General features: G+C 60.9%; 16 protein-coding genes. 8 read left to right on the forward strand and 8 right to left on the reverse strand.

Annotation, left to right across the window (positions count from 1 at the left end; genetic code table 11):
- Positions 1–23 precede the first annotated feature (23 nt).
- From rsmD to ACM6J5_RS24690, 3 genes are read right to left on the reverse strand one after another with little or no spacing between them, the layout of a single operon-like run.
- Positions 24–620: a 16S rRNA (guanine(966)-N(2))-methyltransferase RsmD gene (gene rsmD / locus ACM6J5_RS24680; RefSeq protein ID WP_095945299.1), complete on the reverse strand. Its 597-nt coding sequence runs from the start codon at positions 618–620 to the stop codon at positions 24–26.
- Positions 620–2110 (reverse strand): M16 family metallopeptidase, encoded by a 1491-nt coding sequence (locus ACM6J5_RS24685; RefSeq protein WP_095945298.1) that lies wholly within the window; start codon positions 2108–2110, stop codon positions 620–622. The genes rsmD and ACM6J5_RS24685 overlap by 1 nt, the downstream gene beginning before the upstream one ends.
- The gene (locus ACM6J5_RS24690; protein WP_095945297.1) at positions 2103–3458 is read right to left on the reverse strand and encodes a M16 family metallopeptidase; all 1356 of its coding nucleotides are present in this window, start codon (positions 3456–3458) and stop codon (positions 2103–2105) included. The genes ACM6J5_RS24685 and ACM6J5_RS24690 overlap by 8 nt, the downstream gene beginning before the upstream one ends.
- A gap of 344 nt (positions 3459–3802) precedes the next feature.
- Here ACM6J5_RS24690 and ftsY point away from each other — a divergent pair, with 344 nt between their 5' ends.
- The 4 genes from ftsY to rpoH all read left to right on the forward strand — a co-directional run bounded on the left by ftsY (position 3803) and on the right by rpoH (position 7967).
- A complete protein-coding gene (gene ftsY / locus ACM6J5_RS24695; RefSeq protein ID WP_414929515.1) occupies positions 3803–5305 on the forward strand; it encodes a signal recognition particle-docking protein FtsY in 1503 nt (500 codons plus the stop codon).
- Entirely contained in the window at positions 5302–5973 is a 672-nt protein-coding gene (ftsE, locus tag ACM6J5_RS24700) for a cell division ATP-binding protein FtsE (RefSeq protein WP_007975383.1), read from the forward strand. The genes ftsY and ftsE overlap by 4 nt, the downstream gene beginning before the upstream one ends.
- Positions 5970–6992, forward strand: a complete 1023-nt coding sequence (ftsX, locus tag ACM6J5_RS24705; protein WP_095945295.1) for a permease-like cell division protein FtsX — start codon at positions 5970–5972, stop codon at positions 6990–6992. The genes ftsE and ftsX overlap by 4 nt, the downstream gene beginning before the upstream one ends.
- Before the next feature lie 120 nt (positions 6993–7112).
- The gene (rpoH, locus tag ACM6J5_RS24710) at positions 7113–7967 is read left to right on the forward strand and encodes an RNA polymerase sigma factor RpoH (RefSeq protein WP_007975386.1); all 855 of its coding nucleotides are present in this window, start codon (positions 7113–7115) and stop codon (positions 7965–7967) included.
- Between the two features lie 189 nt (positions 7968–8156).
- Here the strand turns inward: rpoH and mtgA are convergent, their stop codons facing one another.
- The gene (gene mtgA / locus ACM6J5_RS24715; RefSeq protein ID WP_095944383.1) at positions 8157–8879 is read right to left on the reverse strand and encodes a monofunctional biosynthetic peptidoglycan transglycosylase; all 723 of its coding nucleotides are present in this window, start codon (positions 8877–8879) and stop codon (positions 8157–8159) included.
- A 74-nt stretch (positions 8880–8953) separates the two neighbouring features.
- Between mtgA and ACM6J5_RS24720 the strand changes: the two genes are divergently transcribed.
- The 4 genes from ACM6J5_RS24720 to trmB all read left to right on the forward strand — a co-directional run bounded on the left by ACM6J5_RS24720 (position 8954) and on the right by trmB (position 11206).
- Positions 8954–9325 carry a DUF423 domain-containing protein gene (locus ACM6J5_RS24720; protein ID WP_095944384.1) on the forward strand — a complete coding sequence of 124 codons (372 nt, stop codon included), beginning with the start codon at positions 8954–8956 and terminating at the stop codon, positions 9323–9325.
- Positions 9326–9415: 90 nt separating this feature from the next.
- Complete coding sequence (thiS, locus tag ACM6J5_RS24725) at positions 9416–9616, forward strand: sulfur carrier protein ThiS (protein WP_167394879.1); 201 nt, start codon at positions 9416–9418, stop codon at positions 9614–9616.
- A gap of 60 nt (positions 9617–9676) precedes the next feature.
- Positions 9677–10471: a thiazole synthase gene (locus tag ACM6J5_RS24730; protein ID WP_414929516.1), complete on the forward strand. Its 795-nt coding sequence runs from the start codon at positions 9677–9679 to the stop codon at positions 10469–10471.
- A gap of 9 nt (positions 10472–10480) precedes the next feature.
- Positions 10481–11206, forward strand: coding sequence for a tRNA (guanosine(46)-N7)-methyltransferase TrmB (gene trmB, locus ACM6J5_RS24735; RefSeq protein ID WP_095944385.1), 726 nt, complete (start codon positions 10481–10483; stop codon positions 11204–11206).
- Positions 11207–11339: 133 nt separating this feature from the next.
- On the opposite strand, the gene ACM6J5_RS24740 is transcribed toward trmB, so the two are convergent.
- From ACM6J5_RS24740 to ACM6J5_RS24755, 4 genes are read right to left on the reverse strand one after another with little or no spacing between them, the layout of a single operon-like run.
- Positions 11340–11663 (reverse strand): DUF3392 domain-containing protein, encoded by a 324-nt coding sequence (locus ACM6J5_RS24740; RefSeq protein WP_007987827.1) that lies wholly within the window; start codon positions 11661–11663, stop codon positions 11340–11342.
- Positions 11664–11672: 9 nt separating this feature from the next.
- On the reverse strand, positions 11673–12878 hold the full coding sequence (gene hemW, locus ACM6J5_RS24745; protein WP_095944386.1) for a radical SAM family heme chaperone HemW: 1206 nt from the start codon (positions 12876–12878) through the stop codon (positions 11673–11675).
- Positions 12875–13471: an RdgB/HAM1 family non-canonical purine NTP pyrophosphatase gene (gene rdgB, locus ACM6J5_RS24750; RefSeq protein WP_008046485.1), complete on the reverse strand. Its 597-nt coding sequence runs from the start codon at positions 13469–13471 to the stop codon at positions 12875–12877. Before rdgB ends, hemW begins: the two co-directional genes overlap by 4 nt.
- Positions 13468–13902, reverse strand: a complete 435-nt coding sequence (locus tag ACM6J5_RS24755; protein ID WP_095944387.1) for a DUF4426 domain-containing protein — start codon at positions 13900–13902, stop codon at positions 13468–13470. Before ACM6J5_RS24755 ends, rdgB begins: the two co-directional genes overlap by 4 nt.
- Between the last annotated feature and the right edge of the window lie 17 nt (positions 13903–13919).

Below are 13919 nucleotides of genomic sequence, written 5' to 3' on the forward strand. Positions count from 1 at the left end.
GGGGCAGTCGTCTCGCCGAAATGTCAGGCGCCGCGCTGCCACAACGAGTAATACACCCGCCCGGATTTCTGCTCCCGGTGCAAGCGCCAGTTCTCCGGCAGGCCCAGGGTCGAAGGTGCGGACTCGCTTTCGGTGTACACCCACGCGTCCTCGGCCAGCCATTGGCGCTCTTCAAGCAACTTGCACACGGCGGGTAGCAGGTTCTGGTTGAACGGCGGGTCGAGGAACACCAGGTCGTAGGCGATGGCGGTCTGGGTTTCCAGGTAGCGCAGGGCGTCGGCGGTCTGGACCTGGCCGGTGGTGCAGCGCAGCGTGCCCAAGTGCTCCTTGAGGCTGGACACCGCGATGCTGCTGGCGTCCAGCGCCTGACCCATGGCCGCGCCGCGGGACAGGGCTTCGAGGAACAGCGCGCCGCTGCCGGTGAACGGGTCGAACACTTTGGCGCCCGGCACGTACGGCGCGAGCCAGTTGAACAGGGTTTCACGCACGCGGTCCGGCGTCGGGCGCAGGCCCGGGGCGTCAGGGAAGCTCAGCTTCCGGCTGCGCCATTCGCCACCGATGATGCGCAGCTGGTTCACGCCGTTATGGACGTTTTTGGCGGGTTTTTTAGGATGGGCCATTAATGCTCCGGAACCCCGAGCGGCTGCTCGGAAGGTTTATCAGTAGGGGCCGGTAACGGCTTTTGCGGCACGGTCGGGCCAGCGCTGACGATGACCATCTTGTCCGTGCTCAGGTGTTTGTTCATGGCGGCTTTGACCTGCTCGACGGTCAAGGCCTGGGATTGTTGCATGAAGTCTTCCAGGTGGCTCAACGGCAAGTTGTAAAAACCGATGGCGCCCAGTTGGCCGACGATATCGGCGTTGCTGGCGGTGGACAGCGGGAAGCTGCCGGCCAGTTCGCGCTTGGCATCGTCGAGCTCTTTTTCGGTCGGGCCGGTTTTAAGGTAGTCGGCCAGCACATCCTGCACCAGTTTCAGGGTGCCCTCGCTCATCTCGGCGCGGGTTTGCAGGTTGATCATGAACGGGCCGCGCACCTGCATCGGGGTGAAACCCGAATACACGCCGTACGTCAGGCCACGCTTCTCGCGCACTTCGCTCATCAAGCGGGTGCCGAAGCCGCCGCCACCGAGAATCTGGTTACCCATGGACAACGCCGCGTAGTCCGGGTCGTCGCGGTCGATGCCCAGTTGCGCGAGCATCAGGTTGGTCTGCTTGGACGGGAACTCGATATGGCCGACGCTGGCCTTGGGCTCGACGGGTTGCGCGATTTTCGCCAAGGCCGGACCTTTGGGCAGGGCGCCGGATACCTGGGCGGCAATCGCCTCGGCTTCCGCGCGGGACAGGTCGCCGACCAGCGCGATCACTACGTTACCGGCGGCGTAGGCTTTCTCGTGGAAAGCACGCAGTTGTACCTGGGTGATCGCCGGTACGGTTTTCGCCGTGCCGTCGCTGGCGTGTGCGTATGGGTGATCACCGTACAAACGGTTCATCAGTTCCAGGCTCGCCAGTTTGCCCGGGTTCTGTTTCTGGTATTCGAAACCGGCGAGCATCTGGTTCTTGATGCGGGCCAGCGAATCGGCAGGGAAAGTCGGCTTGCCGATGACTTCGGCGAACAGCTTCAGGGCCGGCTCGCGCTTGTCCTTGGCACTCAGGCTGCGCAGCGTAGCGATTGCCATGTCCTTATAAGCGCCATTGCCGAAATCGGCGCCCAGGCCTTCGAAGCCTTGGGCAATGGCGCCGACGTCTTTGCCGGCCACGCCTTCGTTGAGCATGGCGTTGGTCAACACCGCCACGCCCGGTGCATTGCCGTCCTGGCTGCTGCCGGCAGCGAAGATCAGGCGCATGTCGAACATCGGCAGCTCATGGGCTTCGACGAACAGCACCTTGGTGCCTTCGGCGGTGTTCCAGGTCTGCACGTCCAGCTTGCGGTGTTCCGGTGCCTTGCCGTTGAGCTCGGTCAGCGATTGCAGTTTCTGGCTGGCCTTGGCCTTGTCCAGGGCTTCGCTGGCATTGGTTTGGCCTGGGCGTGACAAATAAAACGCGGCGGAACCGATAACAGCGACGGCGACCAGGCCGATCAGGGCCAGGCGGGAGGGTTTACGCTCACTCATGAGTCGTCTCCAGAGGCAGTACATGGGCGACGCTGAGACGTTCGCGGGTGAAATACAGCTTGGCGGCTTTCTGGATATCTTGCGGCGTGACGCTTTCCAGATCGGCCAGTTCGGTGTCCATCAGTTTCCACGACAGGCCGACGGTTTCCAGTTGGCCGATGGCCGTGGCCTGACTGGTGATCGAGTCGCGCTCGAAGACCAGGCCGGCGATGACTTGTGCGCGTACGCGTTCCAGTTCTTCAGCGGTTGGCGCCGTGGTTTTCAGCTGGTCGAGCAGCTTCCACAAACCGGCTTGCGCCTGGGCGATGGTCTTGTGTTTCTGCGAGTTTGGCGATGCCGACAGGGTGAAGAGGCTGTCGCCACGGGTGTAGGCGTCGTAACTCGACGAGCCGCCGGACACCAGTTCTTCGCCACGCTCCAGTTGCGTCGGGATCCGTCCGCTGTAGCCGCCGTCGAGCAATGCCGAAATCAGGCGCAGGGCATTGACCAGGCGCTTGTCTTCGGCGGTGGCGATGCTCGGCACGTTGAAGGCCAGCATCAGGCTAGGCAGCTGGGTCTGCACGTGCAGGGTGATCTGGCGCTCGCCCGGCTCGGCCAGTTCCAGCGGCTTTTTCGCGGCGGGCACTTCACGTTTGGCGATCGGGCCGAAATAGCGTTGGGCCAGGGTTTTGACTTCGTCCGGGGTGACATCGCCAACCACCACCAGCGTGGCGTTGTTGGGCACGTACCAGGTTTCGTACCAGTGGCGCAGTTCTTCGACTTTCATCCGCTCAAGGTCGGCCATCCAGCCGATGGTCGGCGTGTGGTAACCGCTGGCCGGGTAAGCCATGGCCTTGAAGCGCTCGTAGGCCTTGGCCATAGGCTTGTCGTCGGTACGCAGGCGACGTTCTTCCTTGATGACCTCGATTTCCTTGGCGAACTCGTCCGGCGGCAGGCGCAGGCTGGCCATGCGGTCGGCTTCCAGTTCGAAGGCCACGCCCAGGCGATCCCGGGCCAGTACCTGGTAGTACGCGGTGAAGTCGTCGCTGGTGAAGGCGTTCTCTTCGGCGCCGAGGTCGCGCAGGATCAGCGAGGCTTCGCCGGGACCGACCTTCTCGCTGCCCTTGAACATCATGTGTTCCAGGGCGTGGGACAGGCCGGTATTGCCCGGCGTCTCGTAGCTGGAACCGACCTTGTACCAGACCTGGGAAACCACAACAGGCGCTCGGTGGTCTTCACGCACGACCACCTTCAGACCGTTGTCGAGGGTGAATTCGTGGGTGGGTTGCGGGTCGGCAGCCAGGGCCGAAAGGGGCAGGCAAACTGTGCTGAGCAGCAGGCCAGCGGCGCGGCGGGCAAGAGCATTCATTCGTTTTCAAACCTTTGGGGCTGCCCGCTTGGTCTTAGCCTAGGCGGGCGAGGAGGTGCTAGGATACTGATCCGTTTTACTGGCGGCCACGCCTATCAGGCCTTTGATTGGCCTGCGGGTTGTATGGGTTACCGGCAGAAACTTTGAGTTTGTCAGCTAAACTCTGCGTTTTCGCCGACGATGCCGTTCCAGTCCTTCGTATTAGTCGAGCTTTGAGGTGCCATTGAACACCTCGACAAAATGTTGCGCGTGAACAAGCTGGGTGAAACACAGTCTGTTCTGCATCGAATATTTATTTGCCGGGGCGCCATTGGCGCGTCGCTACCGTGAGATAGCCGTCCTCCATGTTTGGTTCCAACGACGACAAGAAGACCCCAGCTGCGGCTGGCGAGAAGAAAAGCCTGTTCGGATGGCTGCGCAAAAAGCCGCAGGAACCCGTCGTCGAACAGCCACAAGCCATTCCTGAACCAGCGCCAACGCCGGTCCCGGTAATAGAAGAAGCGCCCGCGCCGGTTGTTCTGCCGGTTGCCGAGCCGGTACTGCAGTCGCAGGCTGAAACTGTTGTTGAGCCTGTCAGCGAAGTTATCGAAGCGCCGCTGACCTCGACTGCCGAGCCATGGCTGGCCTTGCCCGTGGCGGAGGAGCCGGTGGCATTGGTCGAAAATGACCTGGCCCCTCACGTGACACCACCGATTCCGGCTCCGGCAGCGTTTACATCTGCACCGGCTCACGCGCCTGTGGTCGAACCGATTGTTGAGCCAATCGTCGTGGCCGAGCCTGTGCCCGTTGTCAGCCAGCCAGAGGTTCCGGTATTCGTTGCTCCGGTTGCTCAAGCACCTGCGCCCGCTCTGACTCCCGAACCGATCGCAGCGCCCGTCGAAACCCCGGTAGAACCCGTGCGCACCGAAGAAACCAAAGCCGGTTTCTTCGCCCGCCTCAAGCAGGGTCTGTCCAAGACCAGCGCCAGTATCGGCGAAGGCATGGCCAGCCTGTTCCTGGGCAAAAAGGTCATTGATGACGAGCTGCTCGAAGACCTCGAAACCCGCTTGCTGACCGCCGACGTTGGTGTCGAAGCCACCTCGGTGATCATTCAGCGTTTGACGCAGAAGGTTGCGCGCAAGGAGTTGGCTGACGCCGATGCCCTGTACAAATCCCTGCAAGCCGAGCTGGCCGCGATGCTCAAACCTGTCGAGCAGCCGCTGAAAATCACCTCGCAGAGCAAACCGTTCGTGATTCTGGTCGTCGGCGTCAACGGTGCCGGCAAGACTACTACCATCGGCAAGCTGGCGAAGAAACTGCAACTGGAAGGCAAGAAAGTCATGCTCGCCGCCGGCGATACCTTCCGCGCCGCGGCGGTGGAGCAATTGCAGGTCTGGGGTGAGCGCAACAAGATCCCGGTGATCGCGCAGCACACTGGCGCCGACTCGGCCTCGGTGATCTTTGATGCCGTGCAGGCCGCCAAGGCCCGTGGCATCGACGTGTTGATCGCCGACACGGCCGGCCGTCTGCACACCAAAGACAACCTGATGGAAGAACTGAAAAAAGTTCGCCGGGTGATCGGCAAGCTCGACGCTGACGCACCTCACGAAGTGCTGCTGGTACTTGACGCCGGCACCGGCCAGAACGCCATCAACCAGGCCAAGCAATTCAACCAGACCGTCGAATTGACCGGCCTGGCGCTGACCAAGCTCGACGGCACCGCCAAGGGTGGGGTGATTTTCGCCCTGGCCAAGCAATTCGGTCTGCCGATCCGCTACATTGGCGTCGGCGAAGGCATCGACGATTTGCGTACCTTTGAAGCAGAACCCTTTGTCCAGGCATTGTTTGCCGAGCGGGAGCGTTCATGATTCGTTTCGAACAGGTCGGTAAGCGCTACCCGAACGGTCACGTCGGCTTGCATGAGCTGAGCTTTCGAGTCCGTCGTGGCGAGTTCTTGTTTGTCACCGGCCATTCCGGCGCCGGTAAAAGCACCTTGTTGCGGCTGTTGCTGGCCATGGAACGCCCGACCAGCGGCAAGTTGCTGCTCGCCGGGCAAGACCTGAGCACCATCAGCAACGCGCAGATACCTTTCTTGCGTCGGCAGATCGGCGTGGTGTTCCAGAATCACCAGTTGCTGTTCGATCGCACGGTGTTCAATAACGTCGCGTTGCCTTTGCAGATCCTGGGCCTGTCCAAGGCCGAGATCGCCAAGCGCGTGGACTCGGCACTGGAGCGCGTGGCGCTGTCGGATAAAACCGATCTGTACCCGGGCGACCTGTCCACCGGTCAGCAGCAGCGCGTCGGCATCGCCCGCGCCATCGTCCACCGTCCGGCCTTGCTGCTGGCGGATGAGCCGACCGGTAACCTCGACCCGCGTCTGGCCGCCGAGATCATGGGTGTGTTCGAAGACATCAATCGCCTGGGTACCAGCGTGCTGATCGCCAGTCACGACCTGGCCCTGATCGCCCGCATGCGCCACCGCATGCTGACGCTGCAACGCGGTCGATTGATCGGTGACGGGGAGGCCGCGGTATGAGTGCAACACGTAGCCCCAAGGTTTCCGAGCGTGTGGCCCCGAAGGCAGCCGATCCGCAGCCGCAAAAGAAAAAACGCGACGATGACGACGGGCCGGACTTTGCCACGTTGTTCCGCGCCTGGATCGAAAGCCATCGCGCCAGCATGGTCGACAGCCTGCGCCGCCTGGGCAAGCAGCCCATCGGCAGTTTTTTCACCTGCATGGTGATGGCGGTGGCCCTGAGCTTGCCCATGGGACTGTCACTTTTGCTAAGTAACGTCGAGCGCCTGGGCGGCTCCTGGCAGCGCGCGGCGCAGATTTCCCTGTATCTGGATCTTGAGGCCAAGCCGGCCGAAGGCGAATCGCTGCGCGATCAGATCAAGGGCATGCCTGGTGTCGCCGAGGCTGAATACGTTGGCCGGGATCAGGCGCTGGAAGAGTTCCAGCAACAGTCCGGGCTGGGCGAGGCGCTCAAGGAATTGCCGGAGAACCCGCTGCCGGGCGTGGTGCTGGTAACGCCGACCGAAGTCGACAAGCCGGCCCTTGAAGCATTAAGACAAAAACTATCCGAGCTGCCGAAGGTACAACAGGCGCAACTTGATTTAGTCTGGGTTGAGCGTCTGGCAGCCATCCTCAAGCTGGGTGACCGTTTTGTCTTCGGTCTGACCGTGCTTCTGGTTTCTGCATTACTTTTGGTGATAGGCAATACCATTCGTCTTCATATTGAAAACCGCCGCACAGAGATAGAAGTGATTAAACTGGTCGGCGGCACTGACAGCTATGTACGCAGGCCCTTTCTGTATATGGGCGCGTTGTATGGCTTCGGTGCGGGGATTCTGTCCTGGGGGGTACTGGCGTTCGGCCTTGATTGGCTGAACGACGCGGTGGTAGGGCTGGCCGGTTTGTACGGCAGTGATTTTGCGCTGGCTGGAGTGCCAGTTGCCGACGGTCTGTCTCTCTTGCTTGGCGCGGTGCTGTTGGGGTATATCGGTGCATGGATTGCAGTCGCACGCCACCTGAGGGAGCTTGCGCCTAAGTAGTATCATTTTGCTCGTATTGACCTTTCAGCGTTTTTGGGTTTTAGGGAACTTGTCTTTCGGTTTCCGGTCAATTTTCGCAGTGCTGAACTGCACGAGTTTGTAAGTCGGAGGTTTTTTCGTATGACCAATTCTTTGCAACCTGCATATGCTCTGGTCCCGGGTGCGAACCTGGAGGCCTATGTGCACACCGTCAACAGCATCCCATTGCTGTCGCCGGAGCAGGAGCGTGAACTGGCCGAGAGTCTCTATTATGAGCAGGATTTGGGGGCGGCTCGGCAGATGGTGCTCGCCCACCTGCGTTTTGTCGTACATATCGCCCGTAGCTATTCCGGCTACGGCCTGGCCCAGGCAGACCTGATCCAGGAAGGCAACGTCGGCCTGATGAAGGCCGTGAAGCGCTTCAACCCGGAAATGGGCGTGCGCCTGGTGTCCTTTGCCGTGCACTGGATCAAGGCGGAAATCCACGAGTTCATCCTGCGCAACTGGCGCATCGTGAAAGTCGCGACCACCAAGGCCCAGCGCAAGTTGTTCTTCAACCTGCGCAGCCAGAAGAAGCGTTTGGCCTGGCTGAACAACGAGGAAGTCCACCGTGTGGCGGAAAGCCTGGGTGTAGAGCCTCGGGAAGTGCGCGAGATGGAAAGCCGCCTGACCGGCCATGACATGGCCTTCGACCCGGCTGCCGAAGCGGACGACGACAGTGCATTCCAGTCGCCGGCCAACTATCTGGAAGACCACCGGTACGACCCGGCCCGTCAACTGGAAGATGCCGACTGGAGCGACAACTCCAACCACAACCTGCACGAAGCGCTGGAAGTGCTGGACGACCGCAGCCGTGACATCCTCTACCAGCGTTGGCTGGCGGAAGAAAAAGCCACGCTGCACGACCTGGCGCAGAAGTACAACGTGTCGGCCGAGCGTATTCGCCAACTCGAGAAGAGCGCGATGAACAAGCTCAAGTTGTCGATTGCTGCGTAACTGGCGACCTGGCAATAAAAAATGCCCCGATCATTGATCGGGGCATTTTTGTTTGTGTACGGTTTGTCGGTTGTACCCGATTTACTGTGGGAGCGAGCCTGCTCGCGAAGAGGGAGTGTCAGTCGACATTAATGCTGTCTGATGCACCGCATTCGCGAGCAGGCTCGCTCCCACAGGGGATTTGAGGTGCTATTGGGCCCAAGGCGCCCGGCGCGAATCGTTCAGCCCGACCAGATAGCTGTCACCACCCAGTTGGCTCATTTGTCGCCGAATCCAGCCAGCACGTCGCGCCACGTAAGCGGTCGGATGGCTCGCACTCCACACGCGAGGGTTGGGCAGCACGGCGGCCAGCAAGCTCGATTGCTGACGGCTGAGGTTCCTGGCGCTCACACCAAAGTGATGCCGGGCCGCCGCTTCGGCGCCAAACACGCCGTCATCCCACTCGACACTGTTGAGGTACACCTCAAGAATCCGCTGCTTGGGCCAGAGCACTTCGATCAGTCCGGTGAACCAGGCTTCAAGGCCTTTGCGCAGCCAGCTGCGGCCAGACCACAGGAACAGGTTTTTCGAGACTTGCTGGCTGAGGGTGCTGGCGCCACGGATCGAGCCGCCGCGCTCGTTATGGGCAAACGCCGCCTGAATCGCGCCGATATCGAAGCCCCAGTGCTCCGGGAATTTCTGGTCTTCGCCGGCAATCACCGCGACTTTCAGGTCGTCGGAGATCTCGTCCCAGGGTTTCCAGGTCCGTTGCAGGTCAATGGGTTCGCCGTCAAACCAGGATTCGATCTTGCGCTCGACCATCAGCGTCGTCCCTGGCGGCGGCACCACGCGAAAGATCAGCACCAGCAATACGCTGCCACCCATGAACCAGAGCACGGCCTTGGAGAAATGACGGAAATAGATACGCAGCATAGAGATGGCTTGGCCGAACCCGTTGAGCGGGCCATTATACAGACCCTTTGGATCGAAACTGACTGGAGTTCCGCATGCTGCGTGGCTTTCTGATGCTGGCCGCTTTTTTCGGCTTCACCGGTGTCGGCCTCGGGGCCTTTGCCGCCCATGGCCTGAAGAGCCGCCTGAGCGCCGAGTATCTGGCGATCTTCCATACAGGCGTCACCTATCAACTGGTGCATGCCCTGGCGTTGCTCGGCGTTGCAGCGCTGGCCACGCAAATTCCCGGTCGACTCGCCACTTGGGCCGCTGCATCGTTTGCCATCGGTATCCTGCTGTTCTCCGGTAGCCTGTATGTATTGACGCTGACGGGCATCAGTAAGCTCGGCATCATCACCCCGTTCGGTGGCCTGGCCTTCCTGGTGGGCTGGTTTTGCCTCGGACTTGCCGCCTGGCGCCTGAGCTGACTTAACGGTCCATTTCATGACGAATGGCTTGGGTCGGCCTGACTGATCGGGCTAGAATGCCAGCCCCTAAAAATGATGGCGGCATCCGGCATGCGCATTCAGTTGAACGGCGAATCCCTTGAACTGCCCGACGGTGAAACCGTTGCGGCCCTGCTGACCCGTCTGGACCTGACCGGACGCCGGGTGGCGGTCGAACTCAATCTGGATATCGTCCCGCGCAGTCAGCATGCAGACACCACGTTGAACGACGGCGACAACGTCGAAGTGGTGCACGCCATCGGCGGCGGCTAGCAGCCTCGGCCCAGTGGCCACACAATTCTGCAAGTACCTCACCCCTACAGAGGATTTCCCATGAGCATCGTTCGCAGCGACAAGCCTTTCGTCCTGGCCGGTCGTACTTACCAGTCGCGTTTGCTGGTCGGTACCGGCAAGTACCGTGACATGGAAGAAACCCGCCTGACCATCGAAGCCTCGGGCGCCGAGATCGTCACCTTCGCCGTGCGCCGCACCAACCTTGGCCAGATCGAGGGCGAGCCGAACCTGCTTGAAGTGCTATCGCCGGATCGCTACACCTTCCTGCCGAACACCGCCGGTTGCTACGACGCCATCGAAGCTGTGCGCACCTGCCGCCTGGCCCGTGAACTGCTCGACGGCCACAACCTGGTGAAGCTGGAAGTGCTGGCTGACCAGAAAACCCTGTTCCCCAACGTGATCGAAACCCTCAAGGCCGCCGAAACGCTGGTCAAGGAAGGCTTCGACGTGATGGTCTACACCAGTGATGACCCGATCATCGCCCGTCAATTGGCGGAAATCGGCTGTATCGCGGTGATGCCACTGGCCGGTCTGATCGGCTCCGGCCTGGGAATCTGCAACCCGTACAACCTGCAGATCATCCTCGAAGAAGCCAAGATTCCAGTATTGGTGGATGCCGGTGTCGGTACTGCTTCCGACGCCACCATCGCCATGGAACTGGGGTGTGATGCAGTGCTGATGAACTCGGCCATTGCCCACGCCCAGCAGCCGGTCATGATGGCTGAAGCCATGAAACATGCGATCGTCGCAGGCCGCCTGGCCTACCTCGCCGGCCGTATGCCGAAAAAACTCTATGCCAGCGCCTCTTCGCCGCTGGATGGTCTGATCAAGTAAGAGCCATTGATGACTGAATCGAACGACACGCCAATCCAGACGGAAGAAGGCGACGAGCGCCAACACCGCCGCATCAAGAGTTTCGTGATGCGTGCCGGGCGCATGACCGAAGGCCAGCAAAAGGGCCTGGAGCAGGGCACTCCGCTGTTCGTGCTGCCATTGGCCGACGCGCCGGTGGATTTCGACCAGGTGTTCGGTCGCTCGGCACCGCGCTCGCTGGAAATCGGTTTCGGCATGGGCCATTCGCTGCTGGAAATGGCAGCGGCCTCGCCCGAGCAGGATTTCATTGGCGTCGAAGTGCACCGTCCGGGTGTCGGCGCGCTGCTCAATGGCGTGCTGACCCAGGGTTTGACCAACCTGCGTGTCTACGATTGTGACGCCATCGAAGTGCTCAACCGTTGCGTGGCGGACAATAGCCTTGATCGCCTGATGCTGTTTTTCCCGGATCCGTGGCACAAGAGCCGTCACCACAAGCGCCGTATCGTTCAGGCGTCCTTCGCCGAGTTGGTGCGCAGCAAGTTGAAGGTTGGTGGCATTCTGCACATGGCCACCGACTGGGAACCTTACGCCGAGTACATGCTGGAAGTGATGAGCGTCGCGCCGGGTTACCGCAACCTCGCTGAAGACGGCAAGTGCGTACCGCGCCCGGCCGAGCGGCCGATCACCAAGTTCGAGCGCCGTGGCGAACGTCTTGGGCATGGCGTGTGGGATTTGAAGTTCGAGAAACAGTCCTAAGCCGTAATGCTGTAAAAACTGTAGGAGCGAGCCTGCTCGCGATGAGGCCATGACATTCAACATCTGAGTTGACTGTCAGACCGCTATCGCGAGCAGGCTCGCTCCTACAGTTGTTTTGTATTCGGCAAAAAAATCAGCGGCGGTCAGCGACCACGCCAATCAACACCAGCACCACCAGCAACACCGGCGCCAGGCTGTAGTTATTGAACTGGCTCAAGCCGCGCACAACCCACGGTGTGGCGTAGATCAGTGCCGCGCCGCTGCCGATCATGCACAGCAGGGACATCAGCGGCACGCGCAACGCGCCGGCGATGCTGCCCAGGCGCTGCTCGACCCAGCCTTTGAAATCCGCACCAAACAGCACCAGCAGGCAGCCCACCAGGGCCAGGGCGATTTCCGAGAGGTTGCTGCGGCTCCAGCGAGACACGGTGGCAAGCAGGTCGAGTACCAAATCCATTCGATTTCCTTATGTCAGAAATTTCTGCAGCAAGTCGTTGAGAAAGAGTTGTCCGCGCTCGGTGGCTACCAGACGTGACGGTTCGACCTGCAACAGGCCGCTTTGTTCGGCTTCACGGCGGCCTTGAGCAAGGCTTTCCAGCGTCATGCCGGTACGTTCCGGGTACAGCCGCGATTCGACGCCTTCAGTCAGGCGCAGCGCGTTCATCAGGAATTCGAACGGCATTTCATCATTGGTTAGCGCTTTCTCGCCAGCCTGGAAGCTCTTCGCCGGATTCAGGTAATCCTTCGGCAGGCGGGTCTTCCAGGTGCGAATGATGCGCCCGTCCGGATGGCTGAGCTTGCCGTGGGCGCCGGCGCCGATGCCGATGAAGTCGCCAAAACTCCAGTAATTGAGGTTGTGGCGCGCCGGGCGACCGGGCAGGGCATAGGCCGAGACTTCGTATTGCACGTAACCGTGTTCGGCCAGCAGCGCTTGCCCGGCCTCCTGAATATCCCACAGCGTGTCGTCTTCGGGCAGCGTCGGCGGCTGGTTCCAGAACACGGTGTTCGGTTCCAGAGTCAGTTGATACCACGACAGGTGTGTCGGCTTCAGGGCGATGGCGGTGCGCAGGTCGGCCAAGGCATCGTCCAGGGACTGATTCGGCAAGCCATGCATCAAGTCCAGGTTGAAGTTATCGAACCCGGCCTGCCGCGCCATGCCGGCGGCACGTACGGCTTCGTCACCATTGTGGATGCGGCCCAGGGCCTCGAGCTTTTCTTGCTGGAAGCTCTGGATGCCGATCGACAGGCGATTGATCCCCAGTTTCCGGTATGCCACGAACTTGTCTTGCTCGAACGTCCCCGGATTGGCTTCCAAGGTGATTTCGATGTCGCTGGCAAACGGAATGCGCTGTTCGACGCCTTTGAGCAAGCGACCCAGCGAATCAGCGCTGAACAGGCTTGGCGTGCCGCCGCCAAAGAAAATCGAGCTCAGCTCACGACCATAAACGGCGTGCAGGTCCTGATCGAGATCGGCCAGCAATGCGTCGACGTACTCTTCTTCAGGCAGCACGGGGCTGGCAGTGTGAGAATTGAAGTCGCAATAAGGGCATTTGCGCACGCACCACGGGATGTGGATATACAGCGCCAGCGGCGGCAGCACGGGCAGGGCCGCCCGAGGCGATTGAGCATCGCCGCCGAAGATCAGCGGCGACGCGGATGATTCACGGGTCATTTCAAGCCCAGACGCTGGCGCAGCAGATCCATTGCACGGGCGCGGTGGCTGATCTGGTTCTTGTCGCTCGGGCTCAGCTCGGCGCTGGAGCAATTACGCTCCGGCACCCAGAACAGCGGGTCGTAGCCAAAACCGTGCTCGCCGCTGGCCTGGGTCAGGATTCGCCCGTGCCACAAACCTTCGCAGAGGATCGGCAGTGGATCATCGGCGTGGCGCACCAGTGCCAGCACGCATACGAACTGCGCGCCGCGTTCGGCTTCAGGCACGTCTTTCAACACGTCGAGCAGCTTGGCGTTATTCGCCGCATCGCCCTTGCCATCGGCATAACGCGCCGAGTAGATGCCCGGCGCACCGCCAAGGAAATCCACCGCCAGCCCGGAATCGTCGGCCAGCGCCGGCAGGCCGGAGATGCGCGCGGCATTGCGGGCCTTGAGGATGGCGTTCTCGACGAACGACAGGCCGGTCTCCTCGGGCTCGACGCTGCTGAACTCGCCGATCGAGCGCAGATGCACCGACTCGCCGAGCATGGCCTGGAGTTCCTTGAGTTTGCCGGCGTTATGGCTGGCCAATACGAGTTGCGTGAAGTTGATCATTGGCCAGGGAAGAGCTCTTGGTTGAAATTGATGGTGTTGATCTTGTCGCCGGTCTGCACCTTGATGTCGAAGGTGCGGATTTCCTGCTGGGGTACCGGGTATTGGGCGATGTAGTAGATCGCTCCTTGCTCGGTGACCTGTTTGAAGTTCAGTGTGTAGCTTTGGCTGGTCAGGTCTTTGACGGTGCCGCTGACCTCGGCCGCCATCGGCGTGCCGGCCTTGATCACCGAAATGTTGATCACGCCCTGATCCTTGCTGCGGGTCAGTTGGGCGGCCTTGGCAACGTCCGGTAGCAAATAGGTGGAGTTGAAGGTGTTGTAGTGCACCGTTACGTCACCGAAGGTTTCCTTGCGTTCGCTCTTGATGGCGTCGGCGGCCATGGCGGTGACGCTCAGGCAGGCAGTGAGTAGAAACAACGCTAGACGACCCATGATCGTTCTCCTTGAAA

It is taken from the genome of Pseudomonas sp. IT-P74, assembly GCF_949768175.1.
Classification (GTDB): Bacteria; Pseudomonadota; Gammaproteobacteria; order Pseudomonadales; family Pseudomonadaceae; genus Aquipseudomonas.

Coding starts and splice junctions, on each gene's coding strand:
- mtgA (WP_095944383.1), bottom strand. CDS start 8,879: ATGCTGCGTATCTATTTCCGTCATTTCTCCAAGGCCGTGCTCTGGTTC.
- ACM6J5_RS24740 (WP_007987827.1), bottom strand. CDS start 11,663: ATGGATTTGGTACTCGACCTGCTTGCCACCGTGTCTCGCTGGAGCCGC.
- ftsX (WP_095945295.1), top strand. CDS start 5,970: ATGAGTGCAACACGTAGCCCCAAGGTTTCCGAGCGTGTGGCCCCGAAG.
- ACM6J5_RS24685 (WP_095945298.1), bottom strand. CDS start 2,110: ATGAGTGAGCGTAAACCCTCCCGCCTGGCCCTGATCGGCCTGGTCGCC.
- trmB (WP_095944385.1), top strand. CDS start 10,481: ATGACTGAATCGAACGACACGCCAATCCAGACGGAAGAAGGCGACGAG.
- hemW (WP_095944386.1), bottom strand. CDS start 12,878: ATGACCCGTGAATCATCCGCGTCGCCGCTGATCTTCGGCGGCGATGCT.
- rpoH (WP_007975386.1), top strand. CDS start 7,113: ATGACCAATTCTTTGCAACCTGCATATGCTCTGGTCCCGGGTGCGAAC.
- ftsE (WP_007975383.1), top strand. CDS start 5,302: ATGATTCGTTTCGAACAGGTCGGTAAGCGCTACCCGAACGGTCACGTC.
- ACM6J5_RS24755 (WP_095944387.1), bottom strand. CDS start 13,902: ATGGGTCGTCTAGCGTTGTTTCTACTCACTGCCTGCCTGAGCGTCACC.
- rsmD (WP_095945299.1), bottom strand. CDS start 620: ATGGCCCATCCTAAAAAACCCGCCAAAAACGTCCATAACGGCGTGAAC.
- thiS (WP_167394879.1), top strand. CDS start 9,416: ATGCGCATTCAGTTGAACGGCGAATCCCTTGAACTGCCCGACGGTGAA.
- ACM6J5_RS24730 (WP_414929516.1), top strand. CDS start 9,677: ATGAGCATCGTTCGCAGCGACAAGCCTTTCGTCCTGGCCGGTCGTACT.
- ftsY (WP_414929515.1), top strand. CDS start 3,803: ATGTTTGGTTCCAACGACGACAAGAAGACCCCAGCTGCGGCTGGCGAG.
- rdgB (WP_008046485.1), bottom strand. CDS start 13,471: ATGATCAACTTCACGCAACTCGTATTGGCCAGCCATAACGCCGGCAAA.
- ACM6J5_RS24720 (WP_095944384.1), top strand. CDS start 8,954: ATGCTGCGTGGCTTTCTGATGCTGGCCGCTTTTTTCGGCTTCACCGGT.
- ACM6J5_RS24690 (WP_095945297.1), bottom strand. CDS start 3,458: ATGAATGCTCTTGCCCGCCGCGCCGCTGGCCTGCTGCTCAGCACAGTT.